Raw genomic sequence first — 24446 nt, 5'->3', positions numbered from 1 at the left:
GGGCGGGGGAAGCTCCCCCGCCGCCTTATTGATTCCGGAACTTGTCGAGGAATTGCTGAGTGCGCTGGTGCTGCGGGTTGGCGAACAGCGCTTTGGCCGGGCCTTGTTCGACGATGCGGCCGTGATCCATAAAGATAACCCGGTCGGCCACGTCGCGGGCGAAACTCATCTCATGGGTGACGATCACCATGGTGCGTTTCTCTTCCGCCAGTGAGCGCATGGTATTGAGCACTTCCCCTACCAGCTCGGGATCGAGCGCCGACGTCGGCTCATCGAACAAAATCACCTCCGGCTGCATCGCCAGCGCGCGCGCAATAGCCACTCGCTGCTGTTGCCCGCCGGACAGCCGCCGCGGATAAGCCTGCTCCTTGCCGCTCAGCCCCACCTTGGCCAGCAACGCGCGGGCGCGCTGTTCCGCGCTGGCTTTCGCCTCGCCCTTGACGACCACCGGCCCTTCGATGATGTTTTCCAGCACCGAACGATGCGGGAACAGGTTGAAGCTCTGGAACACGAAACCGACCTGCTGACGCAGCGCGCGCACCTGATTTTTCTGTTTGCTCAACGGCTTGCTGCCGTCGATCAGGATGTCGCCGACGCGAATGGTGCCGGAATCCGGCTCCTCCAGCAGGTTGATGCAGCGCAACAAGGTGGTTTTCCCCGAACCGCTCGGGCCGATGATCGCCACCACTTCGCCGGCGTCCACCGCCAGATCGATCCCATGCAGCACCGTCTGACCCTTGAACTGCTTGGTCAATTGCTTAACTTCAATGGCACTCATGCGCTACTCCTGATCCTGGCGATTAACGTGGGCTTCCAGGCGGTTTTGCAGTGCGGAAAGCAGGGTCGCCATCACCCAGTAAATCAGCGATGCCGCCAGGTACATGGTGAACACTTCCAGCGTGCGCGAGGTGATCAGCTGCGCCTGGCGGAACAGCTCCGGCACCTGAATGGTGGCGGCCAGCGAGGTGTCTTTCACCAGGCCGATGAAGCTGTTGCCCAGCGGCGGCAAGGCGGTGCGCGCCGCCTGCGGCAGGATCACCCGGCGCAGGGTTTGCCAACGGGTCATGCCGATGCTGGCGGCGGCTTCCCACTGCCCTTTGTCGATCGACGAAATCGCCGCGCGCAGCGTTTCCGAGGTGTAGGCGGCGGTATTGAGCGACAGGCCAATCAGCGCCGCCGGGAAAGGATCGAACTCGATGCCGAACTGCGGCAGACCGTAATAGATCATAAACAGCTGGGCGATCAACGGCGTGCCGCGGAACAGCGATACGTAAATGCGCGACAGCCACGCCAGCGGCCAAAGCGGCGAAAGGCGCATCAGCGCCAGCAGAAAACCAAGCAACAGGCCGAACGCCATACCGCCCAGGCTAAGCTGAAGCGTCAGTATTGCGCCCTTCAATAAAAATGGCGCTGAATCCAGCGCCAGTTGAATACTTTCGTGCATTATTTAGTTACGTCCGCGCCAAACCATTTCTCGGAGATCTTCGCCAGCGTGCCATCTTTTTGCATCTCGGCGATCGCCTGGTCAATCGCGGCCAACAGCTCCGGGTTGTTCTTGCGCAGCGCCACGCCGGACTCCTGGCGGGAGAACGCCGGGCCGGCTACCGCCAGCGTATCACCGGTTTTCTTCACCAGATCCAGCGCCGCCAGGCGGTCCACCAGAATGGCGTTGATGCGGCCGACGCGCAGATCCTGATACTTGGTCGGATCATCGTCGTAAGTGCGCACGTCCACGCCCTGCACATTCTCGCGCAGCCATTGCTCATAGTTGGTGCCCAGACCAACGCCGACCTTCTTGCCCTTCAGGTCTTCCGGCTTGGTGATGGTGCCTTCGTTGCCTTTTTTCACCAGCGCCTGAATACCGGAAACGGTGTAAGGGGTGGAGAAATCATATTTCTTCTTGCGCTCATCAGAGATGGTCACCTGGTTGATCACCACATCGATGCGTTTTGATTCCAGCGAAGCCAGCATGCCGTCCCATTTGGTCGGGTTCAGCTTGGCCTTCACGCCCAAATGTTCCGCCAGCGCGTTGGCGAAATCCACTTCGAAACCGGTCAATTTGCCGTCTTCACCCTGGAAGCTGAACGGCGGATAGGTGCCTTCCAGACCTACGATCAGCGTGCCGCGCTGTTTCACCTGCTGCAGCAGATTGTCGGCGGCGTAGGCTTGAGTCGCCAAACCGGCGGCCAACGCGACGCCCACCACGCCCAACAGCCATTGACGACGAACTTTCGCAAACATCATAAACACCCCTGTGTGTTATTTATCTTTTTTGATATCAGCACTTTAACAGTGCGACCGCCCGCATAAAGGAATATAACCTTATAAATATAGTTCAAAATGGAATAACAAGCGGTATTTACACCTGCGGATGGTAGGCGAACAGCGCCGGCGCACCGCCGGTGTGAACGAACAGGATAGGCCCTTCGTCGCGGAAACGCCGCTGAGCGATGCCGTCGATCAAACCGGCCATCGCTTTGCCGGTGTATACCGGATCCAGCAACACGCCTTCTTGCTGCGCCAGCAGCTGCACCGCCGCCATGCCCTCTTCGTTCGGCATGCCGTACTGCGGCGCGAAGTAATCGTCCCACAGCGCGATCGGCGCCAGTTCGTCGATATTCAGCGAACAGGCCAGGGCTTTCTGGATCTGCTCTACCTTCGGCAGCTGATCGATCACGGTGCGCGAGACCGTCACGCCGATCAACTCGGTTTCGGGCAGCAGCTGTTGCAGCCCCACCGCCAGCCCGGCATGGGTGCCGGCGCTGCCGGACGCCACCACCACCGAACTGAACGCCACGTTGCTGCGTTGGCTCTGTTCGGCGATTTCCAATGCGCACTGCACGTATCCCAACGCGCCCAGGGCATTGGAGCCGCCCACCGGCACCACGTAAGGCCGGAAGCCCTGTGCCTCGAGGCGCGTCGCCAGTTCCGCCAACTGCTGCTGCGGATCGTGCAGCGCTTCGCACATCACCACCTCGGCGTTGAACAGGCCGAGCAACAGGCGGTTGCCGTTGGTCAGGTAGTTTTCCGCACGGGTATCGATGGGATTTTCCAGCAGCGCGACGCAGTGCAGGCCCAGTTTCGCCGCCACCGCCGCCGTCTGGCGCACGTGGTTGGATTGAATGGCGCCGGCGGTGACCAGCGTATCAGCGCCTTGACGCAGCGCATCTGCGGCCAAAAACTCCAGCTTTCTCAGCTTGTTGCCGCCCATCGCCATAGGGGTGACATCGTCACGTTTGAGGTAAATTTCACGGCCGAGGTAATCGGAGAGACGGGACAGTTTTTCGAGCGGTGTGGCGGTGCCAACCAGATCCAGACGCGGAAATTGCGCCAGTTGTTGTTGCAGGTTCACTACTTCCCCCCAGGGAATCGAATATCGACATCTGATAACCGATAGATTTAGCAGATGTGAACTGAATAATCATCCTTTATCACGGGGGGAGCCGCAGATCCCGGCCAGCGGCCGGGGAAAGTCTCAGTAGCTGCGCTGCCAGGCGAGATACTGATCGTATTTGCGCAGCGCAATGCGGTAGTTGTTGTGCGCCGCGCTAGGCAGATCGTCAATAATGCGCTGATGGCTGGCGCAGTTGGCGAATTTGTCCGCCGGGTAATTGCGCGCCACCAGCATTTCATCCAGCCGGCGCAGCCGCACCACGTACTCGCGAATGGTGCTGTGGCTCATCTCGGTCTGTTCGAACAGATATTGCTTGAACGCCATGATGTCGAAATAGCTCGGGTGGCTGTTGCAGGAAATCTCGCTGCAAAAGCGGCACAGTGCGGTCAGCTCATGCTGCACGTTTTGCCAGACCGCATCGTCGATCGGCTGATCCATGCGCGCGATGGCTTCTTTATTGATGATTTTGCCGCGAAACACCAGCGCCATGCGGTCCAACAGCTTACCGCACTGGGAGCAATGCGTCTGGCTGTGCTTGTAATCTTTCAGGTAACGGCTAAGCGGCCGTTTCTTCAACAGTATTCCTGGCATAAGGGGCAGTCCGATTGTCGCATGAGTCATCGAGTTGAGGGGCGGCGGGCCGCCGTCAGGTATCGTTCGCCAGCCGCGCGCGCAGGCGCTTGATCGCCTGACTGTGCAGTTGGCTGACGCGGGATTCCCCGACGTCCAGCACGGCGCCGATCTCCTTGAGATTCAACTCTTCCTGGTAATACAGCGTCAGCACCATTTTTTCGCGCTCCGGCAACGCCTCGATGGCGTCGATCACTCGCTGGCGCAGGCTGCCTTCCAACAGGTGATGCAGCGGGTTGGCCTCTTCATGCCCTTCCAGCATCGGTTCCGCGTTCTCGCCATGCTCCTCGCGCCATTCGTCGTAGGAGAAAAGCTGGCTGTTATTGGTGTCCAACAGAATTTGACGGTACTCATCCAGCGAGATATTCAGCGTCTGCGCCACTTCCGTCTCGCTCGCCGGGCGGCCGTAACGCTGTTCCAGCTGCCGCATCACCTGCGCGACCTCGCGCGCATGGCGCCGCACGCTGCGCGGCACCCAGTCGCGGCTGCGCAGCTCGTCGAGCATCGCGCCGCGAATGCGCTGCACCGCATAGGTGGTAAAGGCGGTTCCCTGTAGGGCGTCATAACGCTCAACGGCGTTCAGTAGCCCGATTCCCCCGGCCTGCAGCAGGTCGTCAAGCTCCACGCTGGCGGGCAACCTGACCTGCAGGCGCAACGCCTCGTGGCGCACTAACGGCACGTAGCGCAGCCAGAGAGAATTTTTGTCCATCACGCCTTCGGCGGTATACAGATCGCTCACTATGTCTTAAACCTGCGGATAAGAGAGTCAGCGCTATTATGCGTAGGGGGCAGAATGCCAATCGGCTGAACAGTCGCACAAAACGGGCTTTATTTGCGCCATGTAATAACCGCGCGGTGCGCGAGCATAAAAAAACCCCGCCGAGGCGGGGTTTCTTTGCGACAGTTAATCGGGAGAGACGATTAACGCAGCAGGGACAGAACGTTCTGAGTAGACTGGTTAGCCTGTGCCAGAACAGAGGTGCCAGCCTGTTGCAGGATGTTGGCGCGGCTCATGTTGGACACTTCGGTCGCGTAGTCGGCATCCTGGATACGGGACTGAGAAGCGGACAGGTTGTTAACGGTGCTGTTCAGGTTGTTGATAACAGAATCGAAACGGTTCTGTACCGCACCCAGGGAAGAACGCAGGGAGTCAACCTGAGACAGCGCTTTGTCCAGGGTCGCCAGCGGGTCGGCAGTTTTTGGCTCGGTGGACTGCTCTGCGCCCTTGGTCACTTTACCGGTAGCGTCTACGCTCGCCTTGAAATATTTGGCATTGGCACCGGTACCTTCCTGGATCACGTAAGATTTACCGTTGTCGTAAGAGTGCAGGTTAGCCGCATCTGGGCCGCTTGCAGCAACTTCTTCCTTCACAGTTGTTGTCGCGCTGGTATCGGTCAGACCAGTGGTTTCAGCAGCAGCAATTGCAGTGATGTCACCAGAGGTTTTGTCGATGGTTGCTTTATAGTTCTTACCATCGGTACCAACAGCATAGATATCACCGGTAGCATTGTCCTTCAGGAAGCTGGCTGGCGCAGCACCATTTGCTTGTTTGTTCGTGGTGTTAGTGATGGTGAGATCTTTGCCTGTTTGTACGTTAGTCGCTTTTGCACCAACTTTAGTCGTATCAATGCCATCAGCCACGCTGAACTTTTCCAGACCCAGCGTTTTAGCGTTGATGTCTTTCAGTTCGATATCGATGGTTTCGCCGTCGTTCGCGCCAACCTGGATGGTCAGTTTCTGATCTGAGCTCAGCACTTTCACGCCGTTGAAATCGGTCTGCTCGGAGATGCGGTTGATTTCAGACAGACGCTGAGAGATCTCGTCCTGGATGGACTGCAGGTCGCTGGCAGAGTTGGAACCGTTCTGAGACTGTACGGTCAGACGACGGATGTTCTGCAGGTTGTCGTTAACTTCGTTCAGTGCGCCTTCAGTGGTCTGCGCCAGGGAGATACCGTCGTTGGCGTTGCGAGAAGCCTGAGTCAGGCCTTTGATGTTTGCAGTGAAACGGTTGGAGATAGCCTGACCCGCAGCATCGTCTTTCGCGCTGTTGATACGCAGACCGGAAGACAGACGCTCAATCGCAGTGCCCAGAGAAGACTGAGATTTGTTCAGGTTGTTCTGCGCCATCAGCGACAGGCTGTTAGTGTTGATTACTTGTGCCATTGTTTGCTTTCCTTACGAGTCAGTTGCGTTCTTCGCAACACAGTTAAAAGGTTCGGGCTTGTTTGCCCACGGCGTCAACCACCGTCCCCTCAGGTATCGGCCCTCCCCTAACAACCTTTAGCAATTTTTTAAAATTTTTTGCGCCGCCGGCAATGGCAGAAATAACGCGGTTTTTCCCTCTTCTATTGCGTCATCGTTTTTTTGTTTTTTTCAGTAAACTTTTTCACCGCTGGGCCGATAACGCGTAAAGCGAATAAAGTCATTATCAAGGAGAAGCACGAATGGCATCGATCAGTTCATTAGGCATCGGCTCAGGACTCGACCTTAACGGTTTGCTGGACAAGCTGACCAAAGCGGAACAACAGCGTCTGACGCCGTACACCACCCAGCAGACCAGCTATAACGCCCAGTTGACCGCTTACGGTACGCTGAAAAGCTCGCTGGAGAAGTTTGACAATCTGAGCAAAGACCTGGCCAAGCCAGAGTTCTTCAACAACACTACCGCCACCAAGCACGATCAGTTTACCGTGACCACCACCGACAAATCGGTGCCGGGCAACTACTCGATCGAGGTGTTGAAGCTCGCGCAGCCGCAAACGCTGACCACTCAGACGCCGATTGCCGACCAGCAGGCCAAACTGGGCACGCCGGGCAGCAGCGATCGTTCCATCTCTATTACGGCAGGCAACCCGCCGAAAGAGACCAAGATCACGCTCAGCGACGATCAGACCTCACTGGTCGAGATGCGCGACGCCATCAATAAATCGAAATCCGGCGTCACCGCCAGCATCATGCGCGTCGGCGACAATGACTATCAACTGGCATTAAGCTCCACCACGCCAGGCGAAAAAAACACCATTTCGGTGCAGGTCAATAACGACGACAAGCTCGGCGCCATCCTCAACTACGATCCTAAAAATCCGCCTAAAGATGGCAGCGCCGCGATGAAGCAAACCGTGCCCGGCCAGGATGCGGAAATCGTCGTCAACGGCACGAAAATCAAGCGCAGCACCAACTCGATCGCCGATGCTCTGCAGGGCGTAACGCTCGATCTGAAAACCACCACCAAGCCCGGCGAACCGCAAAACCTGGTGATCGGCATCGACAAGAGCGGCAGCGCCGACAAGATTAAAGAGTGGGTAGATAACTACAACTCGCTGCTGGACACCTTCAATTCGCTGACCAAATACACGCCGGTTAAAAGCGGTGAAGCGCAGAATGCCAAAAACGGCGCGCTGCTGGGCGACAACACCCTGCGCGGCATCCAGTCTTCGATCAAGAGCGCCCTCAGTTCAGCACAGGACAACCCGGAGTTGAAAGGCCTGGGCAACCTCGGCATCACCACCAACGTCAAAACCGGTAAGCTGGAAATCGACAGCACCAAGCTGAACAAAGCCATCGACGAAAAACCGGATCAGGTTGCCAACTTCTTCGCCGGCAACGGTAAAGACACCGGCATGGCCACCGAAATCCACAACGAGATCCAGAACTACGTCAAATCCGGCGGCATCATCGAGAACTCGACCAAGAGCATCAACACCAACCTCGATCGCCTGAACATTCAGATCACCACGGTCACGGCCAGCATTCAGAACACCATCGACCGCTATAAGCAGCAGTTCGTTCAGTTGGATACCATGATGTCCAAATTGAGCAGCACGGGTAACTATTTACAACAGCAATTCTCGACAAAGTGATCCCTTAACCAGGTAACAGGTAAAAGAAACAACATGTATAACAGAAGCGGCACTCAGGCCTATGCACAGGTCAGTCTGGAAAGCGGCGCCATGAGCGCCAGCCCGCACCAGTTAATCGTGATGTTGTTCGACGGGGCGCTCAGCGCCCTGCTTCGCGCACGCATCCTGATGAACCAGGGCGATATCGCCGGCAAAGGTATGGCGCTGTCCAAAGCCATCAACATCATCGACAACGGCCTGAAAGGCGGCCTGGATCCGCAACAGGGCGGCGAAATCGCCGAAAACCTGGCGGCGTTGTACGACTATATGAAGCGGCGCCTGATGCAGGCCAACCTGAACAACGACGAAGCGGCGATCGCCGAAGTGGTCAAACTGCTGGAAAACATCGCCGATGCCTGGCGCCAGATCGGCCCCAACTACCAACCTTCGCAGGACGCCGTGTAATGGAACGTCAACAGCAGCTGTTAGCCGCTTATCAACAAATTTACAGCCTGAGCAGCCAGATGATCGCGCTGGCGCAAACCGGGCGCTGGGAGGAGCTCGTCGAGCTCGAATTCGCTTACGTAACGGCGGTGGAAAAAACCGCCGCCTTTACCGGGCAAGCCGGCCCTTCCATGGCGTTGCAGGAGATGCTGCGCAATAAGCTGCAACAGATCCTCGACAACGAAACCGAGCTCAAACGTCTGTTACAGCAGCGCATGGATGAGCTGAAAATGCTGATCGAACAGTCCACGCGCCAGAACGTGGTCAACAATACCTACGGCCAGTTTCATGACCGTGCACTGTTGCTGGGGGAGCCACAGGTCCGATAAGATCGACAATACTGACGAAAATGGATTAAATAGCACTATGCGCTATTACTCTCGGGTTACGTTAGGATATTAATCTATGGCATTTGAATTATTCAGTTTATGGGTAATTGGTAAAATGCGCGCTTCGAGCCTGGCTCTCACTTTAATGGATAAACATTATCCCGACACGGACGTTTTCTGTTCAGCAGGAAATTGATTTTTGATAGATAAAACACGCCGCTGTGTTTCACGGCCCATGGAAAAATGTTGCTCCAACGCGGATCAAAGCGTAAAGATATTCTCAGATAATGGCTGCGAAATGAATATCGATGGAACGTACAATTAATCTCTGTCCAGGAATTGGCGCCTCAGCGCACATCATTCAGCATACTGAATTATTATTCCCTTCAGTCTATTTTGAGCAACCACATCTGTATCTGATACAACAGGGCCATAAGCGCGTACGCTGGCAACAACGCGAGGTGGTGGCTCATGCCGGCGAGCTGTTGATAATCGACGGGGGGCAAACGGTGGATATTATTAACGGCCCATCCGAAGAAGGCGTTTTCAGTTGCCAGTTGCTGACCTGCGACCCACTGCTGCTCACCGTTCAGCCTCCGGCCGAGGACGCGCCGGCGCCGATGCCGTTTGATGCCGTCCTGGCGCTGCGCAGCCTGCCCTGCGCCCTGAAGCACAGTTTCGAGACCACCAGCCTGGCGCTGGCGCTCCGGCAGCGCTTTCCCACCATCATCGTGCGGCACAAGATGCTGGAAATTCTGCTGTGGTTGGCCCAATTCGGCATTCGCTTCATCCACAACGAAGCCAAAGACCTGACGCAGCGCGTGCGCCGCTGCCTGGCGACCGACCCGCACAGCATTTGGACGGCGGCGAAAGTGGCGGAAAGCCTGTCGATGAGCGAAGTGATGTTGCGCCGCAAACTGTCGATGGAAAATACCGCGTTGCGCAACCTGATGATCGACGTGCGCATGAGTAGCGCACTGGCCCTGCTGCAGTCGACCGACTGGCCGATTTCCGCCATCGCGCAACATGTCGGCTATGAAAGCGCATCACGTTTCGCCGAACGTTTTCGCAAACGCTTCGGTTTCGCCCCGACCGCCATTCGCGGTCACCAAAGGATTATGGAGCCAACCTCCCAGGGAGTCGAAACGATGGCCACAGGAGAAACCTAAATAGACGCGTAACAAAATGGTTTTATTTGGCACAGGTCCCTAACGATTGTCACAATGCTGCGACATGCAACGCAACGTCGATCCGCCGAAGAGCGAATTAAATGATGCGTAATGAAAAGCGATTATTTTTTCTCTGCCAATCACGTTTGTTGGTGCTGTGGCTGTTGGTATTGCCGTATGAAGAACAGAGGGTGCGTTTGCTTACCGCACAATAAAACGGCCAGGCTTTTTATCGCCTGGCCAGACTTCAGTCCAGTTTAACCAGAACGCCAATTAACACGACGAGTACCGTCAGCATTAAAATACTGATCAGACGCCATCTGGATTCGCTTTTAGTGCTCATTGACCTGCCTCGAATAATAACCCTACTAATCGGGCCATAATAAACGGCTGGCTGCGCACCCAATAAGCCTGACAGCGCCGTTTTCGTCCCTCTATTCGGTACATTAACGCCCATTTCCTGTCGGCTGTCGCGCCGGCCATTACCGGAGCGGCGCAGCAAGCGCCAATTTTCCCGGCAGCTCCGCCACCAGTTTGTCCACCGCCAGCCGCACTTTGAGCGGTTGGTAAGGCATATAGGGCCACACTGCATTCACCGGAAAACTGAGGCTGGACTCACCGCGCATGATCTCCACCAGCGTCCCGGCCATCAGCCGATCGCGTACCAGCCACTCCGGCAGCCAGGCAATACCGGCGCCGGCGGAAACGGCATCGACGATCCCCTGCATGTCATCCATCATCATCTTGGCCGGTGGCCTGAACGGCCGCAGCTCGCCGTTTTCACCGCGAAGTTGCCAGGGCAACACGGCGCCGGCGTGCAGATACCCCACCGCCTGATGCCGGCTTAATGCCTCCACCGAAGTCGGTGCGCCGCAGCGCTGCACGTAGTCGGGCGAAGCGCACAGCAGCATGCCGTGTTCGCCCAGGCGTCGGGCAACCAGACTCCCGCTGTCCGCCAGTTCGCCGATGCGAACCGCCAGATCGAACCCCTCGTCGATCAGATCGATCCTGCGGTCGCTGAACGAAATTTCCAACGACAGTAACGGATGCTCATTCGCCAGCGCCGTCATCAAAGGCGCAATACACAGATGGCCGAACAACACCGGCATCGAGATCCTGAGCCGGCCGCTGACCTGCATCTTGCCGCTGTCCAGCTGGTTTTCCGCCGCCTGAACGTTCGCCAACGCCTGCCGACAGTGCTCATAGTACAGCGCCCCTTCATCCGTCAGGCTCAGGCTGCGGGTGGTGCGCATAAACAACATCACGCCAAGCCGCGCCTCAAGCCGCGACACGATTTTGCTGACCGCGGAGCGCGTCAGATGCAGTTTTTCTGCGGCGGCAGCAAAGCTGCCGCCTTCCGCCACGGCGACAAAGGCCGGCAGCGCGCTGAGATCGCTTTTCATCTTAATGCTTCCAAATTGGAATCAATGAAGTGAAAACCTATCACCACTGGTGAATATCGAGCAATGATAACCTGCAGTCATTCCGGAATGCCCGGTGAAACCGCCAATTACCGTCTGAGGACAACAGCATGAAAAAAATACTGGTGCTCAAATCCAGCATTATGGGAAACGACTCGCAGACCAACAACCTGATTGACCGCTATCTGGCGGAACGTCGGGCCAAAGGATATGAAGATCAGATCGTCGAACACGATCTGACGGCGTTGGATCTGCCGGTATTGGACGGCGAGCTGTTCAGTGCGCTGCGCGGCGCAGATAACATCAGCCCACGCGCCAAAGCGGCGGTGGCGCTTTCCGATCGGTTGATCGCCGAACTGAAAGGGAGCGATCTGCTGCTGATCGGCGCGCCGATGTACAACCTCAACGTCCCGACCCAGCTGAAAAACTGGTTCGATCTGGTGGCCCGCGCCCGGCTGACGTTCAACTATACCGCCACCTACCCGGTCGGGCTGGTGGAAGGCGTCAATGCAGTGGTGTTCAGTTCACGCGGCGGCGTACACGCCGGCCAGCCGACCGACGCCGTGACGCCCTATCTGCGCTCGGTACTGGGGCTGATGGGGATCGGCGAGGTGCAGTTTATCTATGCCGAAGGGCTGGATATGAAACCGCACGGCCTCACTCAGGGGCTGGCGAACGCCCACCAGCGGATCGTGGCGTTGGTGGGCTGAAGCAAACGCACGGTAGCATTGATTTGTTATAACATAACAAATATGATGACCACGTCGACGCCACCTCGATGAGGTGTCGACGCTCCTACATCACATAAAGTTTTATCGCACTTTGAGCCAGCTATTCCGATAGCTGGTTTTTTTTGCCTGCGATAATGAAATGCTACCGGAGCCGCGGGTTCAATCGTGGCGGGCAGCGCGTTTCATTTCTCGCTCGCCGGGCGACTGCGTTTTGACGGACAGCGGCGCAACAAACGCTTTCCATTCCTTGCCGGCTTCCTGATGAACCGCGTTTTTTTGGGCCGATGAATAGTCATCGTTTTGCCCGGCGCATCCGGACAGCGCCATAATGCCCACAGCAAGATACAGCGATTTGCACATCATCCTATCCTGATAATTAACCGTCGCTATAGGGTAACAGCGCCGACCCCAATGTCACTGCAAAATGACCGGCACGTTCATCACACCGGCATATTCATGATGTCCTGGTAGGCCGCGACCAGCTTGTTGCGCACCTGCACGCCCAGCTGCAGCGAGACCGATGATTTCTGCAGATCGACCATCACATCGTTCAGGCTGATGCCCGGCACGCCCAGTTCGAAATCCTGCGCCTGCTTGCGCGCCGTTTGCTGGGTCTCGCTGATCTTGCCGAGCGCCGCAGTCAGTTCGCTGGCGAAGCTGACGCCCTGCGGCGCCGTATTCTGCCCCATCTTGCCGGCCTGAACCGCCATGGTCTGCATCTGCTGCAGCACCCCTTCAATGCCCTGAATCGCCATCTGGTCCTCAATCATCTCGTCTCGCCGGGTGACGTTTCACCCTGCACTTCTCCAATGATGCACACCCTAGCACAGCGTTTTCAGACCTAAAGCGGCTAATTAACTGCAAAAAACCCGGCTTATCGGGCAATCGGAATCGTCTGATAAGGCGAATAATGGCCTGCCCAGAAATGGGAGCGCCGCTATTTAGAAGATATGTGTATCAGGGAGTCTGTTTTGTCACACAACGCTAACCATACCGTTCATCAGCCTGGCAGGGAGCTGCTCAGCGGCCCATACGGGATCGTGAGCGCCATTGAAGGACGAGACCTAAAATGAGTGCTTCGATAACCGCCGGCGAAAGCCGCGACAACGGCCTGCAGGCCATCTGGAATCGTCTGCGCGCCAACCCGAAAATTCCGTTGCTGGTCGCCGCCTCCGCCGCGATCGCCATCGTTGTCGCGCTGCTGTTGTGGGTGAAAAGCCCTGACTACCGCGTGCTGTACAGCAATCTGAACGACCGCGACGGTGGCGCCATCGTCACCCAGCTGACGCAGATGAATATCCCTTACCGCTTCGCCGAGAATGGCGCGGCGCTGCTGATCCCGGCGGAAAAGGTGCATGAAACCCGCCTGCGCCTCGCGCAGCAAGGGCTGCCGAAGGGCGGCGCCGTCGGCTTCGAACTGCTGGATCAGGAAAAATTCGGCATCAGCCAATTCAGCGAACAGATCAACTATCAGCGCGCCCTTGAGGGCGAGCTGTCGCGCACTATCGAATCGCTGGGGCCGGTGCAAAACGCCCGCGTTCACCTGGCGCTGCCTAAACCTTCGCTGTTCGTGCGCGAACAGAAATCCCCTTCCGCCTCGGTGACGCTGACCCTGCAACCCGGCCGTGCGTTGGACGACGGCCAGATCAACGCCATCGTTTATATGGTGTCGAGCAGCGTCGCCGGCCTGCCGCCGGGCAACGTGACCGTGGTCGATCAGGCCGGGCGCCTGCTGACGCAGTCCGACGGCACCGGGCGCGATCTCAACGCCTCGCAGCTGAAATACGCCAACGAAGTGGAAAACGGCTTCCAGCGCCGCATCGAAGCGATCCTCGCCCCGGTGGTCGGCAGCGCCAACGTGCGTGCGCAGGTCACGGCACAGATCGATTTCGCCACTCGCGAACAAACCGATGAGCAGTACCAGCCGAACCAGCAGCCGGACAAAGCCGCTATCCGCTCGCAGCAAACCAGCCTGAGCGAGCAGATCGGCGGGCCACAGGTGGGCGGTGTGCCGGGCGCGCTGTCCAATCAGCCGAGCGCGCCGGCCACCGCGCCAATTGAGACCGCCAAGCCGGCCACCGCAGCAGGCAACAATGCCAATGCCAACGCGACCGCACAAAACGCCGCGACCACCCGCAGCGGGGCGGCCAACGGCGTGCCGCAAAATACCCGTCGTGACGCGACCACCAACTACGAGCTCGACCGCACCATTCGTCACACCCAGCAAAAAGCCGGCACCGTGCAGCGTCTGTCGGTCGCCGTGGTGGTCAACTATCTGGGCACCGATAAAGACGGCAAACCGCAGCCGATGAGCAAAGAGCAGCTGGCGCAGATCGAAGCGCTGGTGCGTGAAGCGATGGGCTACTCCAGCAGCCGTGGCGACACCCTGAACGTGGTCAACACGCCGTTTACCGACACTCAGGTGACCGGTGGCGAACTGCCGTTCTGGCAAAGCCAGTCGTTTATCGATCGCCTGATCGACGCGGGCCGCTATCTGCTGGTGCTGCTGGTGGCCTGGCTGCTGTGGCGCAAACTGGTGCGGCCGCAGCTGCAACAGCGCCAGGCGGCGCAACAGGCCGCCGTCGCCGCCGCCAACGCCCCTGCCGCCAAACCGGTCGACAGCAGCAAACCGAGCAACGAGGAGCTGGCGCAGCGTCGTAAATCGCAGCAGCGCGTCAGCGCAGAAGTCCAGAGCCAGCGGATCCGCGATCTGGCTGACAAAGACCCACGCGTGGTCGCTCTGGTAATCCGCCAATGGATGAGTAACGAGATATGAGCCTGACCGGAACCGACAAAAGCGCCATCCTGCTGATGACGCTGGGTGAAGATCGCGCGGCGGAGGTGTTCAAACACCTCTCCTCGCGCGAAGTACAGCTGCTGAGCGGCACCATGGCCGGCATGAGCCAGGTTTCACACAAACAGCTCGGTGAAATACTGACCGAGTTCGAAGACGACGCCGAGCAATACGCGGCGCTGAGCGTCAACGCCAGCGACTACCTGCGTTCGGTGCTGGTCAAGGCGCTGGGCGAAGAGCGCGCCGCCAGCCTGCTGGAAGACATTCTCGAATCGCGCGAGACCACCACCGGCATGGAAACGCTCAACTTTATGGAGCCGCAGAGCGCCGCCGATCTGATCCGCGACGAACACCCGCAGATCATCGCCACCATCCTGGTGCACCTCAAACGCGGCCAGGCGGCGGATATCCTGGCTCTGTTCGACGAACGCCTGCGCAACGACGTGATGCTGCGTATCGCCACCTTCGGCGGCGTGCAGCCGGCGGCGCTGGCGGAGCTGACCGAAGTGCTGAACAACCTGCTCGACGGCCAGAACCTCAAACGCAGCAAAATGGGCGGGGTGCGCACCGCCGCCGAGATCATCAACCTGATGAAAACCCAGCAGGAAGAAGCGGTCATCGACGCGATGCGCGAATACGACGGCGAGCTGGCGCAGAAGATCATCGACGAGATGTTCCTGTTCGAAAACCTGGTGGAAGTCGACGATCGCAGTATCCAACGCCTGCTGCAGGAAGTGGAAGGCGAGTCGCTGCTGATCGCGTTGAAAGGCGCCGAACAGCCGCTGCGCGAGAAGTTCCTCAAGAACATGTCGCAACGCGCCGCCGACATCCTGCGCGACGATCTGGCCAACCGTGGGCCGGTGCGCATGTCGCAGGTGGAGAACGAGCAGAAAGCCATCCTGCTGGTGGTGAGACGCCTGGCGGAAAGCGGCGAAATGATCATCGGCGGCGGCGAGGACACCTATGTCTGATCGCATTAACACCCTGCCCTGGCAGCCCTGGTCGCTCAACGATCTGGGCGAACAGAAACCGGCGATCGAACTGCCGCAGTTGCCGGATCTCGAACTTGACGATCCGTCGCCGGACGCACAGACCGAATTGCAGCAGCAGTTGGCGACGCTGCGCCTGCAGGCGGAGCAACAGGGCCAGCAGTTGGGCTATGCCGACGGCCAGCAAAAAGGCTATGAGGCCGGTTTTCAGTCCGGACTGGAGGAAGGCCGCCAGCAAGGGCTGCTGGAAGCGCAACAGCAGCAACAGCCGCTGACCGCCCACTGGCAGCAGCTGATCACCGAATTCCAGCACACGCTGGACGCGCTCGACAGCGTGATCGCTTCGCGGCTGATGCAGCTGGCGCTGACCGCCGCCAAGCAGGTGCTGGGCCAGCCGCCGGTGTGCGACGGCACCGCCCTGCTGGCGCAGATCCAACAGCTGATCCAGCAGGAACCGATGTTCAACGGCAAGCCGCAGCTGCGGGTGCACCCGGACGACTACTCGCGGGTCGAGCAGCAGTTGGGGGTCACCCTCAGCCTGCACGGCTGGCGCCTGTTGGCGGACGGCGAACTGCATCCGGGCGGCTGCAAGGTCAGCGCCGAGGAAGGCGATCTCGACGCCAGCCTGGCGACGCGCTGGCATGAACTGTGCCGCCTGGCGGCACCGGGAGAAGTCTGATGACCGCGCGTCTCGGCCGCTGGCTGAGCTCTCTGGATACGCTGGAAAAACGCATCGCGCGCGCGCCGATGGTGCGCCGCTACGGTCGCCTGACCCGCGCCACCGGATTGGTGTTAGAAGCCACCGGCCTGCAGCTGCCGCTCGGCGCGACCTGCCTCATCGAACGGCACGACGCCGGTGAGGTGCAGGAAGTGGAAAGCGAAGTGGTCGGCTTCAACGGCCAGCGGCTGTTCCTGATGCCGCTGGAAGAGGTGGAGGGCATCGTGCCGGGCGCGCGGGTTTACGCTCGCATCGCGCCGGAAGGCCAAAGCGCCGGCAAACAGCTGCCGCTCGGCCCGGCCCTGTTGGGGCGGGTGCTGGACGGCAGCGCCAAACCGCTCGACGGCCTGCCTTCACCGGAAACCGGTTACCGCGCGCCGCTGATCACCGCACCGTTCAACCCCTTGCAGCGCACGCCGATCGAGCAGGTGCTGGACGTGGGGGTGCGCACCATCAACGGCCTGCTGACCGTCGGCCGCGGCCAGCGCATGGGCCTGTTCGCCGGCTCCGGCGTCGGCAAGAGCGTGCTGCTCGGCATGATGGCCCGTTATACCCAGGCGGATGTGATCGTCGTTGGCCTGATCGGCGAGCGTGGCCGCGAGGTCAAAGACTTTATCGAGAACATTCTCGGCGCCGAAGGCCGGGCGCGATCGGTGGTGATCGCCGCGCCGGCGGACGTCTCGCCGCTGCTGCGCATGCAGGGGGCGGCCTACGCCACCCGCATCGCCGAAGATTTCCGCGATCGCGGGCAGCATGTGTTGCTGATCATGGATTCCCTCACCCGCTACGCCATGGCGCAGCGTGAGATCGCCCTGGCCATCGGCGAGCCGCCGGCGACCAAAGGCTACCCGCCGTCGGTCTTCGCCAAGCTGCCTGCGCTGGTGGAACGCGCGGGCAACGGCATCAGCGGCGGCGGTTCCATCACCGCCTTCTACACCGTGTTGACCGAAGGGGACGATCAGCAAGACCCGATCGCCGACTCGGCGCGCGCCATCCTCGATGGTCACGTGGTGCTGTCCCGGCGCCTGGCGGAAGCCGGCCACTACCCGGCGATCGACATCGAAGCGTCAATCAGCCGCGCCATGACGTCGCTGATCGACGAAGAGCATTACCGCCGGGTGCGCACCTTCAAACAGATGCTGGCCAGCTATCAGCGCAACCGCGATCTGATCAGCGTCGGCGCCTACGCGGCGGGCAGCGATCCGTTGCTGGACAAAGCGATGACGCTGTATCCGCAAATGGAAGCTTACCTGCAACAGGGCATCTTTGAACGCAGCGGCTACGATGAAGCCTGTCAACAGCTGCAGCAGTTGATTGTTTAACGTCACCAGAGGCGCACAGCGATGAAATCACAGTCACCCCTGATTACCCTGCGCGATCTGGCGCAGGATGCGGTGGAACAGGCCGCGCAACAGCTGGGCCAGGTACGGCAGGCGCAGCAGGCGGCGGAGCAACAGCTGTCGATGCTGCTCAACTATCAGGACGAATACCGCCAGAAGCTGAATCATACGCTCTGCGACGGCATGGACAGCTCACGCTGGCAAAACTACCAGCAGTTTATCGGCACGCTGGAACAGGCCATCGACCAGCACCGCCAGCAGCTGCTGCAGTGGGGGCAGAAAGTGGATCATGCGGTGAAGCAATGGCAAGACAAACAACAGCGGTTGAACGCTTTCGAGACCCTGCATACCCGCGCCATAACGGCGGAGCAGCAGCAGGAGAACAAACGGGATCAAAAACTGATGGATGAGTTCGCTCAACGCAGTGCACAAAGGAATATCAACCCATGAATCTGAACGCCCTGCCCGGCCTGGCCTTACCCGGCGACGCCGGCGGCCTGGCCGAACTGACCTCGGCGCTGGATGAGAGCCAGCTGTCGTCCGCTTTCGCCCAGCTGCTCGGCGCCCGTTTCGCACCCGCCGCCGACGGCAAACAGCCGCCGGTCGCGCTGAGCACGGACGATGAACGCGCCCCGGCCCTGAGCCGCAACCAGCTCAATCAGCTGCTGGCCACCTTCGGCGAGCGCGGCGGCCTGCTGCAGAACCCGACAACCGCAGCCAACGCGCTTTCGCCTGAGGGCGCCGAGGGCGAGGCGCCCGCCGCCGGCGACAAACCGGCGCAGCCGCCGATCGCCGCCGCCAAAGAGCTGGATGCCGCTACGCTGCAGGCGCTGTACGCCATGCTGCCGGCCGCGATCGTCGCCCAGACTCAGCCAGCCGAAGGCCAACGCTCGCTGCCGGTGGATAGCGCTGACGAAGCAACTGCGCTGCAGCCCGGCAACGGCCAGCTGAACATCGCGGCGGCCGGTGATAAAACCGCCACACATTCATCGGCATCCCCTGCTCCGTCGCCGACGGGCGCGAAAACGCCTGCCGCCGACGGCGATATTGCCACGGCGGTGCTCCCGCAACCGACCAACGGCGAACGCGCAAGCACCGCACAACCGCTACAGGCGGGCGATACGCCACAGCCGCCGCCGCTCAATCACGCCGTCGCCCTGGCCGCCGCCAGCCCGACGCAAACCGCCGCCCCGGCCAGCGCACTGGTGACCGCGCCGCCTGCGCCGCAGCTCAACGCGCAGCTGGGCAGCCCGGAGTGGCAGCAGGCGTTGAGCCAACAGGTGCTGATGTTCCACCGCAACGGCCAGCAGAGCGCCGAGCTGCGCCTGCACCCGCAGGAGTTGGGCGCCCTGCAGATCACGCTGAAGCTGGACGATCAGCAGGCGCAGCTGCACATCGCCTCCGCTCACGGCCAGGTGCGTGCGGCGGTGGAAGCGGCGATGCCGCAGCTGCGTCACGCGCTGGCGGAGAGCGGCATCAACCTGGGGCAAAGCAGCGTGGGCGGCGAGTCCACGCCGCAATGGCAGCAACAGGCGCAGCAGCAGGCTTCCAACGGCCAGGGGCGTGCCAGCTATGCGGAACATCATGGCGGTGACGCTGCGGCCGCCGAGGGCGTCAGCGCACCGGTGGCGCTGCAGCGCATGGCCAGTGCGGTCAACGGCGTCGATATTTTCGCCTGAGCCGCCGCAAACGCCCAAGCTGGCACCCATTTCCGCGTCTATTCAGGCTATTGCACGCCGCAATAGACGCGATAATACCTTTACATGTCATGCGTGCGGCTTTGCCGCGCGCTATGCCCGCCGCCTCGCCGGCCGCGGGTGGAACAACAGGAATTAGATTTGGCTATGTCTCAGAACACCCTTCCCGCAGCACCGAAACGCTCCCTTCTGGTCATCCTGCTGGTGTTGATCAGCGTCGTCGCCTGTGGCGCCGCGGGCTACAGCTGGTGGCTGCTGCAACAGCATAAAAACGGCGCCGAACCGGCCGCCGCCAAACAGCAACCGCCGGCCGCGCCGGTGTTCATGCCGCTCGACACCTTTACCGTCAACCTGGTGACGCCGGACAACAACCCGGATCGCGTGCTGTACATCGGCCTCACGCTGCGTCTGCCGGACGAAAGTACCCGCCGTCAGCTGAACGATTTTCTGCCGGAAGTGCGCAGCCGTCTGCTGATGCTGCTCTCCCGCCAGGAAGCGAGCCAGCTGGCCAATGAACAAGGGAAGCAACGGTTGGTGGCGCAGATTAAGGACGTGCTCAGCCCGCCGCTGGTTAAGGGACAACCGAAGCAGGTGGTCAGCGATGTGCTGTTCACCGCCTTCATACTGCGGTAATCACTATGGGCGACAGCATTCTTTCACAGGCAGAGATCGACGCCTTGCTCAACGGCGACAGCGCGGGTGATGAACCCGAAGCGATAGTCGGCAAAGAGAGCGAGGTCAAGCCTTACGATCCGACCACCCAGCGCCGCGTGGTGCGCGAGCGTCTGCACGCGCTGGAAATCATCAATGAACGTTTTGCCCGGCAGTTCCGCATGGGGTTGTTCAACCTGCTGCGCCGCAGCCCGGACATTACCGTCGGCCCGATCAAAATCCAGCCGTATCACGAGTTCGCCCGCAACCTGCCGGTGCCGACCAACCTGAACCTGGTGCATCTGAACCCGCTGCGCGGCACCGCCCTGTTCGTGTTCGCGCCGAGCCTGGTGTTCATCGCCGTCGATAACCTGTTCGGCGGCGACGGCCGCTTCCCGACCAAGGTCGAAGGCCGCGAGTTCACCCCGACCGAACAGCGGGTGATCAAGCGCATGCTGCGCCTGGCGCTGGACGCCTACGGCGACGCCTGGAGCGCCATCTACAAGATCGACGTGGAGTACGTGCGCGCCGAAATGCAGGTGAAGTTCACCAACATCACCACTTCGCCGAACGATATCGTGGTCACCACGCCGTTCCAGGTGGAGATCGGCGCGCTGACCGGCGAGTTCAACATCTGCATTCCGTTCGCCATGATTGAGCCGCTGCGCGAGCTGTTGACCAACCCGCCGCTGGAAAACTCGCGGCAGGAAGACAGCCATTGGCGCGAAACGCTGGTGAAGCAGGTGCAGCACTCCGAACTGGAGCTTATCGCCAACTTCGTCGATATCCCGATGCGGCTGTCGAAAGTCCTGAAGCTGCAGCCGGGCGATGTATTACCGATAGACAAGCCGGAACGCCTGATTGCCCATGTGGACGGCGTACCGGTTCTGACCAGCCAATACGGCACGTTGAACGGGCAATATGCCCTGCGTGTTGAACATTTGATTAACCCTATTTTGAATGCTCTGAGTGAGGAACAGCCCAATGAGTGATCCTAAGCAACCGTCTGGCGAAGGAAAGGAATCCGTAGACGATCTGTGGGCTGATGCGTTTAACGAGCAGCAGTCCTCAGAGAAGTCCGGCGCAAGCACCGAAGGGGTGTTCAAGTCGCTGGAAGCTCAGGATGCGCTCGGCAGCCTGCAGGATATCGACCTGATCCTAGATATTCCGGTCAAGCTGACCGTGGAACTGGGGCGCACCAAGATGACCATCAAAGAGCTGCTGCGCCTGTCGCAAGGCTCGGTGGTAGCGCTGGACGGCCTGGCCGGCGAGCCGCTGGACATCCTGATCAACGGTTACCTGATCGCACAAGGTGAAGTGGTGGTGGTGGCCGACAAGTTCGGCGTGCGCATCACCGACATCATCACCCCGTCCGAACGCATGCGTCGACTGAGCCGCTGATGACCGTCGCGGCGCCCGTTACCGTCCAAAGCAGCCAACCACCCGCCGCGCCGGCCTTGCCGGCCGGTTCGGTGTTGATGCAGGTCAGCAGCGCGCTCGGCGGCATTCTGCTGCTGATCCTGCTGGCCGGTTGGCTGTTCCGCCGGCTGGGCTTCGCCCCGCAGGCGCGCAACAACAAGCTGCTCAACCTGCGCGCCAGTTGCCAGGTCGGGCAGCGCGAGCGCGTGGTGGTGGTGGAAGTCGACGACACCTTGCTGGTATTGGGCGTCACCGCCCAGCAGATCACCCCGCTGCACACCCTGCCCGCCCCGCCGAAAGACGAGGGCGCGGCCGACGCGGCGACGCCGGCGGACTTCCGCCAACTGATGCAAAAAGTTCTGAAACGCCCGGAAAAATCGGCATGACCTCGACTCTTCATACCCTCGTCCGCCGTCCGGCGGTTTGGCTCCCTGCCGCCCTGCTGTTCATCAGCCCGGCGGCTTTGGCGCAACTGCCGGGGCTGATCAGCCAGCCGCTGGCCAACGGCGGCCAAAGCTGGTCGCTGCCGGTGCAGACGCTGGTGCTGTTGACCTCGCTGACTTTCCTGCCCGCCATGCTGCTGATGATGACCAGCTTTACCCGCATCATCATCGTGCTCGGGCTGCTGCGCAACGCGCTGGGCACCCCGTCGGCGCCGCCGAATCAGGTGATGTTGGGGCTGGCATTGTTCCTCACCTTCTTCATTATGTCGCCGGTGTTCGATAAGGTCTATCAGGACGCCTACCTGCCGTTCAGCCAGGACAAGATCGGGTTGGAGGTCGCGCTGGATAAAGGCGCGCAGCCGCTGCGCGAATTCATGCTGCGCCAAACGCGCGAAACCGATCTGGCGCTGTACGCCAGGCTGGCCAATCAGCCGCCGCTGGCCGGCCCGGAAGCGGTGCCGATGCGCATCCTGCTGCCCGCCTACGTCACCAGCGAACTGAAAACCGCCTTCCAGATCGGCTTTACGGTGTTCATTCCGTTCCTGATTATCGACCTGGTGGTCGCCAGCGTGCTGATGGCGCTGGGGATGATGATGGTGCCGCCGGCCACCATCTCGCTGCCGTTCAAGCTGATGCTGTTCGTGCTGGTCGATGGCTGGCAGCTGCTGCTCGGCTCGCTGGCGCAGAGTTTCTATTCGTAACCCCCGACCGGAGAACGCGAGATGACACCTGAATCGGTTATGGCGCTCGGCACCGAAGCGATGAAAGTGGCGCTTGCGCTGGCCGCCCCGCTGCTGCTGGCGGCGCTGATCAGCGGCCTGGTGGTCAGCCTGCTGCAGGCCGCCACCCAAATCAACGAAATGACGCTGTCGTTCATCCCCAAAATTCTGGCGGTGGTGGCCACCATCATCATCGCCGGCCCCTGGATGTTGAACCTGCTGCTGGACTACATGCGCACCCTGTTCAGCAACCTGCCCACCCTGATCGGCTAACCGTGCTCACCTTCGACAGCGCCCAGCTCACCGTCTGGCTCAGCCACTATTTTTGGCCGCTGCTGCGCATTCTGGCGCTGATAAGCACCGCACCGGTATTCAGCGAAAAGCAAATCAGCAAAAAGGTCAAAATCGGCCTTGGCGGGCTGATCGTCATCCTGATCGCGCCGACGCTGCCCGCCAGCAATATCCCGATCTTCTCCGCCGCCGGCCTGTGGCTGGCGATTCAACAGATTCTGATCGGCGTGGCGCTGGGATTGACCATGCAGTTCGCCTTCGCGGCGGTGCGCCTGGCGGGCGAAGTGATCGGCATGCAGATGGGCCTGTCGTTCGCCACCTTCTTCGATCCCAGCGGCGGCCCGAACATGCCGGTGCTGGCGCGCCTGCTCAACCTGCTGGCGATGCTGCTGTTCCTCAGCTTCGACGGCCATCTGTGGCTGATTTCGCTGCTGGCGGACAGCTTCCACACCCTGCCTGTCCAAACGCAGCCGCTGAACGGCAACGGCTTCCTGGTGCTGACCCAGGTCGGCTCGCTGATCTTCATCAACGGCATGATGCTGGCGCTGCCGCTGATCTGCCTGCTATTGACGCTGAACATGGCGCTCGGCTTGCTCAACCGCATGACGCCGCAGCTGTCGGTCTTCGTGATCGGTTTCCCGGTCACCATGACCTTCGGCATCATGACGCTGGGCATGATGATGCCGATGCTGGCGCCGTTCTGCGAACATCTGTTCGGTGAAATCTTCGATCGGCTGGCGGCGGTGATCGGCGGCATGACCTTCTGAATCCCTGCTCAGCTCCTTCTTTCCCTCCCGCTTCCCTCTGAGACAAAATGGCAATAAAAACGCTTTCCTGGAACAAAAGCCTGAGAAACGTCTTTTATCCGGATTAAGGTTCAAATGTCTCCGGCGGCTTGAATAAATAAAACCCCGACCTAGAATAGACCCGGTAACAAAAAAATATCGCCTTGCACCTCCTTAATTTTCCGCGGCGATAAAATACGTTTATCTCGAGTAAAAAAATAAAAACAACCCCGTCACGCATTGTTAAATGCGCGGCAGATAACTGACACCCTGAATAAATGCGTCCGGCGCCTGCCGGCTGCAGGGCGCAGCATCGACCTTTGCTAACCACAGGAGCGAGATCATGATTAAAGCGAAAAGCAACCGCAAGGCACGCCGGTTATTCGGTTTGACCCACTGGAAAAGCAACAAGTTTAGAGTTTCTTTTACCGAGACGGCCGACGGCGGGAAATGGAAAGTGGTGAAGAAAAAGAAATAATACCGTACGGTTTTTAGCAAAACACTCCGGGTTGCGCCCGTATCCGGCCTCTGCTGCGCCATTCGACGCTGCACCGGGACGGCAACCCGGCTCCTGCCGTAACCG

29 protein-coding genes are annotated in these 24446 nt (G+C 59.9%); 19 read left to right on the top strand and 10 right to left on the bottom strand.

The window, feature by feature from the left end:
- Positions 1-25: 25 nt before the first annotated feature.
- The 7 genes from tcyN to ACJ8MK_RS14395 all read right to left on the bottom strand — a co-directional run bounded on the left by tcyN (position 26) and on the right by ACJ8MK_RS14395 (position 6187).
- Positions 26-778: an L-cystine ABC transporter ATP-binding protein TcyN gene (gene tcyN, locus ACJ8MK_RS14425; protein WP_033647754.1), complete on the bottom strand. Its 753-nt coding sequence runs from the start codon at positions 776-778 to the stop codon at positions 26-28.
- A 3-nt stretch (positions 779-781) separates the two neighbouring features.
- Positions 782-1444, bottom strand: a complete 663-nt coding sequence (gene tcyL, locus ACJ8MK_RS14420) for a cystine ABC transporter permease (RefSeq protein ID WP_033634963.1) — start codon at positions 1442-1444, stop codon at positions 782-784.
- The gene (gene tcyJ / locus ACJ8MK_RS14415; protein WP_103772290.1) at positions 1444-2244 is read right to left on the bottom strand and encodes a cystine ABC transporter substrate-binding protein; all 801 of its coding nucleotides are present in this window, start codon (positions 2242-2244) and stop codon (positions 1444-1446) included. Before tcyJ ends, tcyL begins: the two co-directional genes overlap by 1 nt.
- A gap of 115 nt (positions 2245-2359) precedes the next feature.
- Positions 2360-3352, bottom strand: a complete 993-nt coding sequence (locus tag ACJ8MK_RS14410) for a D-cysteine desulfhydrase (protein WP_025303239.1) — start codon at positions 3350-3352, stop codon at positions 2360-2362.
- 123 nt (positions 3353-3475) lie between these two features.
- A complete protein-coding gene (gene fliZ / locus ACJ8MK_RS14405) occupies positions 3476-3985 on the bottom strand; it encodes a flagella biosynthesis regulatory protein FliZ (protein WP_033647756.1) in 510 nt (169 codons plus the stop codon).
- Positions 3986-4040: 55 nt separating this feature from the next.
- Positions 4041-4763, bottom strand: coding sequence for an RNA polymerase sigma factor FliA (locus ACJ8MK_RS14400; RefSeq protein WP_004934752.1), 723 nt, complete (start codon positions 4761-4763; stop codon positions 4041-4043).
- A gap of 182 nt (positions 4764-4945) precedes the next feature.
- Entirely contained in the window at positions 4946-6187 is a 1242-nt protein-coding gene (locus tag ACJ8MK_RS14395) for a flagellin FliC (RefSeq protein ID WP_043147611.1), read from the bottom strand.
- A 281-nt stretch (positions 6188-6468) separates the two neighbouring features.
- Here ACJ8MK_RS14395 and fliD point away from each other — a divergent pair, with 281 nt between their 5' ends.
- From fliD to ACJ8MK_RS14375, 4 genes are all read left to right on the top strand, one after another.
- On the top strand, positions 6469-7884 hold the full coding sequence (gene fliD / locus ACJ8MK_RS14390; protein WP_442517843.1) for a flagellar filament capping protein FliD: 1416 nt from the start codon (positions 6469-6471) through the stop codon (positions 7882-7884).
- Between the two features lie 33 nt (positions 7885-7917).
- On the top strand, positions 7918-8328 hold the full coding sequence (fliS, locus tag ACJ8MK_RS14385) for a flagellar export chaperone FliS (protein WP_033634970.1): 411 nt from the start codon (positions 7918-7920) through the stop codon (positions 8326-8328).
- Positions 8328-8696 carry a flagella biosynthesis regulatory protein FliT gene (fliT, locus tag ACJ8MK_RS14380; RefSeq protein ID WP_004934765.1) on the top strand — a complete coding sequence of 123 codons (369 nt, stop codon included), beginning with the start codon at positions 8328-8330 and terminating at the stop codon, positions 8694-8696. Before fliS ends, fliT begins: the two co-directional genes overlap by 1 nt.
- 308 nt (positions 8697-9004) lie before the next feature.
- On the top strand, positions 9005-9865 hold the full coding sequence (locus ACJ8MK_RS14375) for a helix-turn-helix transcriptional regulator (protein ID WP_033653647.1): 861 nt from the start codon (positions 9005-9007) through the stop codon (positions 9863-9865).
- Between the two features lie 482 nt (positions 9866-10347).
- Here the strand turns inward: ACJ8MK_RS14375 and ACJ8MK_RS14370 are convergent, their stop codons facing one another.
- A complete protein-coding gene (locus ACJ8MK_RS14370; protein WP_041035602.1) occupies positions 10348-11268 on the bottom strand; it encodes a LysR family transcriptional regulator in 921 nt (306 codons plus the stop codon).
- Positions 11269-11396: 128 nt separating this feature from the next.
- Between ACJ8MK_RS14370 and ACJ8MK_RS14365 the strand changes: the two genes are divergently transcribed.
- Entirely contained in the window at positions 11397-11996 is a 600-nt protein-coding gene (locus ACJ8MK_RS14365) for an FMN-dependent NADH-azoreductase (protein ID WP_049194674.1), read from the top strand.
- Between the two features lie 180 nt (positions 11997-12176).
- Here ACJ8MK_RS14365 and ACJ8MK_RS14360 read toward each other — a convergent pair whose 3' ends face one another.
- Positions 12177-12377, bottom strand: coding sequence for a hypothetical protein (locus ACJ8MK_RS14360; RefSeq protein WP_033653644.1), 201 nt, complete (start codon positions 12375-12377; stop codon positions 12177-12179).
- 80 nt (positions 12378-12457) lie between these two features.
- Positions 12458-12772, bottom strand: coding sequence for a flagellar hook-basal body complex protein FliE (gene fliE / locus ACJ8MK_RS14355; protein ID WP_033638515.1), 315 nt, complete (start codon positions 12770-12772; stop codon positions 12458-12460).
- A gap of 314 nt (positions 12773-13086) precedes the next feature.
- Between fliE and fliF the strand changes: the two genes are divergently transcribed.
- From fliF to sra, 14 genes are all read left to right on the top strand, one after another.
- Complete coding sequence (gene fliF / locus ACJ8MK_RS14350; RefSeq protein ID WP_442517842.1) at positions 13087-14793, top strand: flagellar basal-body MS-ring/collar protein FliF; 1707 nt, start codon at positions 13087-13089, stop codon at positions 14791-14793.
- A complete protein-coding gene (fliG, locus tag ACJ8MK_RS14345; protein ID WP_033634975.1) occupies positions 14790-15782 on the top strand; it encodes a flagellar motor switch protein FliG in 993 nt (330 codons plus the stop codon). Before fliF ends, fliG begins: the two co-directional genes overlap by 4 nt.
- The gene (gene fliH, locus ACJ8MK_RS14340; RefSeq protein ID WP_308325829.1) at positions 15775-16479 is read left to right on the top strand and encodes a flagellar assembly protein FliH; all 705 of its coding nucleotides are present in this window, start codon (positions 15775-15777) and stop codon (positions 16477-16479) included. Before fliG ends, fliH begins: the two co-directional genes overlap by 8 nt.
- A complete protein-coding gene (gene fliI, locus ACJ8MK_RS14335; protein WP_033634977.1) occupies positions 16479-17840 on the top strand; it encodes a flagellar protein export ATPase FliI in 1362 nt (453 codons plus the stop codon). The genes fliH and fliI overlap by 1 nt, the downstream gene beginning before the upstream one ends.
- A 21-nt stretch (positions 17841-17861) precedes the next feature.
- Positions 17862-18308: a flagellar export protein FliJ gene (gene fliJ / locus ACJ8MK_RS14330; RefSeq protein WP_047571550.1), complete on the top strand. Its 447-nt coding sequence runs from the start codon at positions 17862-17864 to the stop codon at positions 18306-18308.
- Positions 18305-19537, top strand: coding sequence for a flagellar hook-length control protein FliK (locus ACJ8MK_RS14325; RefSeq protein WP_048321728.1), 1233 nt, complete (start codon positions 18305-18307; stop codon positions 19535-19537). The genes fliJ and ACJ8MK_RS14325 overlap by 4 nt, the downstream gene beginning before the upstream one ends.
- Positions 19538-19702: 165 nt before the next feature.
- Positions 19703-20188, top strand: coding sequence for a flagellar basal body-associated protein FliL (fliL, locus tag ACJ8MK_RS14320; RefSeq protein WP_033634980.1), 486 nt, complete (start codon positions 19703-19705; stop codon positions 20186-20188).
- Positions 20189-20193: 5 nt separating this feature from the next.
- Positions 20194-21198, top strand: a complete 1005-nt coding sequence (gene fliM / locus ACJ8MK_RS14315; protein ID WP_033634981.1) for a flagellar motor switch protein FliM — start codon at positions 20194-20196, stop codon at positions 21196-21198.
- Positions 21191-21607 (top strand): flagellar motor switch protein FliN, encoded by a 417-nt coding sequence (fliN, locus tag ACJ8MK_RS14310; protein WP_004934799.1) that lies wholly within the window; start codon positions 21191-21193, stop codon positions 21605-21607. The genes fliM and fliN overlap by 8 nt, the downstream gene beginning before the upstream one ends.
- Positions 21607-22011, top strand: a complete 405-nt coding sequence (fliO, locus tag ACJ8MK_RS14305; RefSeq protein WP_033647771.1) for a flagellar biosynthetic protein FliO — start codon at positions 21607-21609, stop codon at positions 22009-22011. The genes fliN and fliO overlap by 1 nt, the downstream gene beginning before the upstream one ends.
- Positions 22008-22769 carry a flagellar type III secretion system pore protein FliP gene (fliP, locus tag ACJ8MK_RS14300; RefSeq protein WP_025303257.1) on the top strand — a complete coding sequence of 254 codons (762 nt, stop codon included), beginning with the start codon at positions 22008-22010 and terminating at the stop codon, positions 22767-22769. The genes fliO and fliP overlap by 4 nt, the downstream gene beginning before the upstream one ends.
- Before the next feature lie 21 nt (positions 22770-22790).
- Positions 22791-23060 carry a flagellar biosynthesis protein FliQ gene (fliQ, locus tag ACJ8MK_RS14295; protein ID WP_004934803.1) on the top strand — a complete coding sequence of 90 codons (270 nt, stop codon included), beginning with the start codon at positions 22791-22793 and terminating at the stop codon, positions 23058-23060.
- 2 nt (positions 23061-23062) lie between these two features.
- On the top strand, positions 23063-23845 hold the full coding sequence (fliR, locus tag ACJ8MK_RS14290) for a flagellar biosynthetic protein FliR (RefSeq protein WP_033647774.1): 783 nt from the start codon (positions 23063-23065) through the stop codon (positions 23843-23845).
- A 361-nt stretch (positions 23846-24206) separates the two neighbouring features.
- A complete protein-coding gene (gene sra / locus ACJ8MK_RS14285; RefSeq protein WP_086556932.1) occupies positions 24207-24341 on the top strand; it encodes a stationary-phase-induced ribosome-associated protein in 135 nt (44 codons plus the stop codon).
- Positions 24342-24446 lie beyond the last annotated feature (105 nt).

The sequence above is a fragment of the Serratia sp. CY38905 genome (genome assembly GCF_052168875.1).
Lineage (GTDB): Bacteria > Pseudomonadota > Gammaproteobacteria > Enterobacterales > Enterobacteriaceae > Serratia > Serratia sarumanii.
This window is presented reverse-complemented; position numbering and strand designations above follow the sequence as displayed.

Bases quoted from the DNA above. Each gene is read 5' to 3' on its own strand.
- fliS (WP_033634970.1), top strand. From the start codon at position 7,918: ATGTATAACAGAAGCGGCACTCAGGCCTATGCACAGGTCAGTCTGGAA.
- fliG (WP_033634975.1), top strand. From the start codon at position 14,790: ATGAGCCTGACCGGAACCGACAAAAGCGCCATCCTGCTGATGACGCTG.
- tcyJ (WP_103772290.1), bottom strand. From the start codon at position 2,244: ATGATGTTTGCGAAAGTTCGTCGTCAATGGCTGTTGGGCGTGGTGGGC.
- fliE (WP_033638515.1), bottom strand. From the start codon at position 12,772: ATGGCGATTCAGGGCATTGAAGGGGTGCTGCAGCAGATGCAGACCATG.
- fliF (WP_442517842.1), top strand. From the start codon at position 13,087: ATGAGTGCTTCGATAACCGCCGGCGAAAGCCGCGACAACGGCCTGCAG.
- fliH (WP_308325829.1), top strand. From the start codon at position 15,775: ATGTCTGATCGCATTAACACCCTGCCCTGGCAGCCCTGGTCGCTCAAC.
- fliI (WP_033634977.1), top strand. From the start codon at position 16,479: ATGACCGCGCGTCTCGGCCGCTGGCTGAGCTCTCTGGATACGCTGGAA.
- tcyN (WP_033647754.1), bottom strand. From the start codon at position 778: ATGAGTGCCATTGAAGTTAAGCAATTGACCAAGCAGTTCAAGGGTCAG.
- fliQ (WP_004934803.1), top strand. From the start codon at position 22,791: ATGACACCTGAATCGGTTATGGCGCTCGGCACCGAAGCGATGAAAGTG.
- ACJ8MK_RS14375 (WP_033653647.1), top strand. From the start codon at position 9,005: ATGGAACGTACAATTAATCTCTGTCCAGGAATTGGCGCCTCAGCGCAC.
- ACJ8MK_RS14395 (WP_043147611.1), bottom strand. From the start codon at position 6,187: ATGGCACAAGTAATCAACACTAACAGCCTGTCGCTGATGGCGCAGAAC.
- ACJ8MK_RS14365 (WP_049194674.1), top strand. From the start codon at position 11,397: ATGAAAAAAATACTGGTGCTCAAATCCAGCATTATGGGAAACGACTCG.
- ACJ8MK_RS14325 (WP_048321728.1), top strand. From the start codon at position 18,305: ATGAATCTGAACGCCCTGCCCGGCCTGGCCTTACCCGGCGACGCCGGC.
- fliN (WP_004934799.1), top strand. From the start codon at position 21,191: ATGAGTGATCCTAAGCAACCGTCTGGCGAAGGAAAGGAATCCGTAGAC.
- fliP (WP_025303257.1), top strand. From the start codon at position 22,008: ATGACCTCGACTCTTCATACCCTCGTCCGCCGTCCGGCGGTTTGGCTC.
- tcyL (WP_033634963.1), bottom strand. From the start codon at position 1,444: ATGCACGAAAGTATTCAACTGGCGCTGGATTCAGCGCCATTTTTATTG.
- fliO (WP_033647771.1), top strand. From the start codon at position 21,607: ATGACCGTCGCGGCGCCCGTTACCGTCCAAAGCAGCCAACCACCCGCC.
- fliT (WP_004934765.1), top strand. From the start codon at position 8,328: ATGGAACGTCAACAGCAGCTGTTAGCCGCTTATCAACAAATTTACAGC.
- fliM (WP_033634981.1), top strand. From the start codon at position 20,194: ATGGGCGACAGCATTCTTTCACAGGCAGAGATCGACGCCTTGCTCAAC.
- fliD (WP_442517843.1), top strand. From the start codon at position 6,469: ATGGCATCGATCAGTTCATTAGGCATCGGCTCAGGACTCGACCTTAAC.
- fliZ (WP_033647756.1), bottom strand. From the start codon at position 3,985: ATGCCAGGAATACTGTTGAAGAAACGGCCGCTTAGCCGTTACCTGAAA.
- fliL (WP_033634980.1), top strand. From the start codon at position 19,703: ATGTCTCAGAACACCCTTCCCGCAGCACCGAAACGCTCCCTTCTGGTC.
- fliJ (WP_047571550.1), top strand. From the start codon at position 17,862: ATGAAATCACAGTCACCCCTGATTACCCTGCGCGATCTGGCGCAGGAT.
- ACJ8MK_RS14370 (WP_041035602.1), bottom strand. From the start codon at position 11,268: ATGAAAAGCGATCTCAGCGCGCTGCCGGCCTTTGTCGCCGTGGCGGAA.
- sra (WP_086556932.1), top strand. From the start codon at position 24,207: ATGATTAAAGCGAAAAGCAACCGCAAGGCACGCCGGTTATTCGGTTTG.
- ACJ8MK_RS14360 (WP_033653644.1), bottom strand. From the start codon at position 12,377: ATGTGCAAATCGCTGTATCTTGCTGTGGGCATTATGGCGCTGTCCGGA.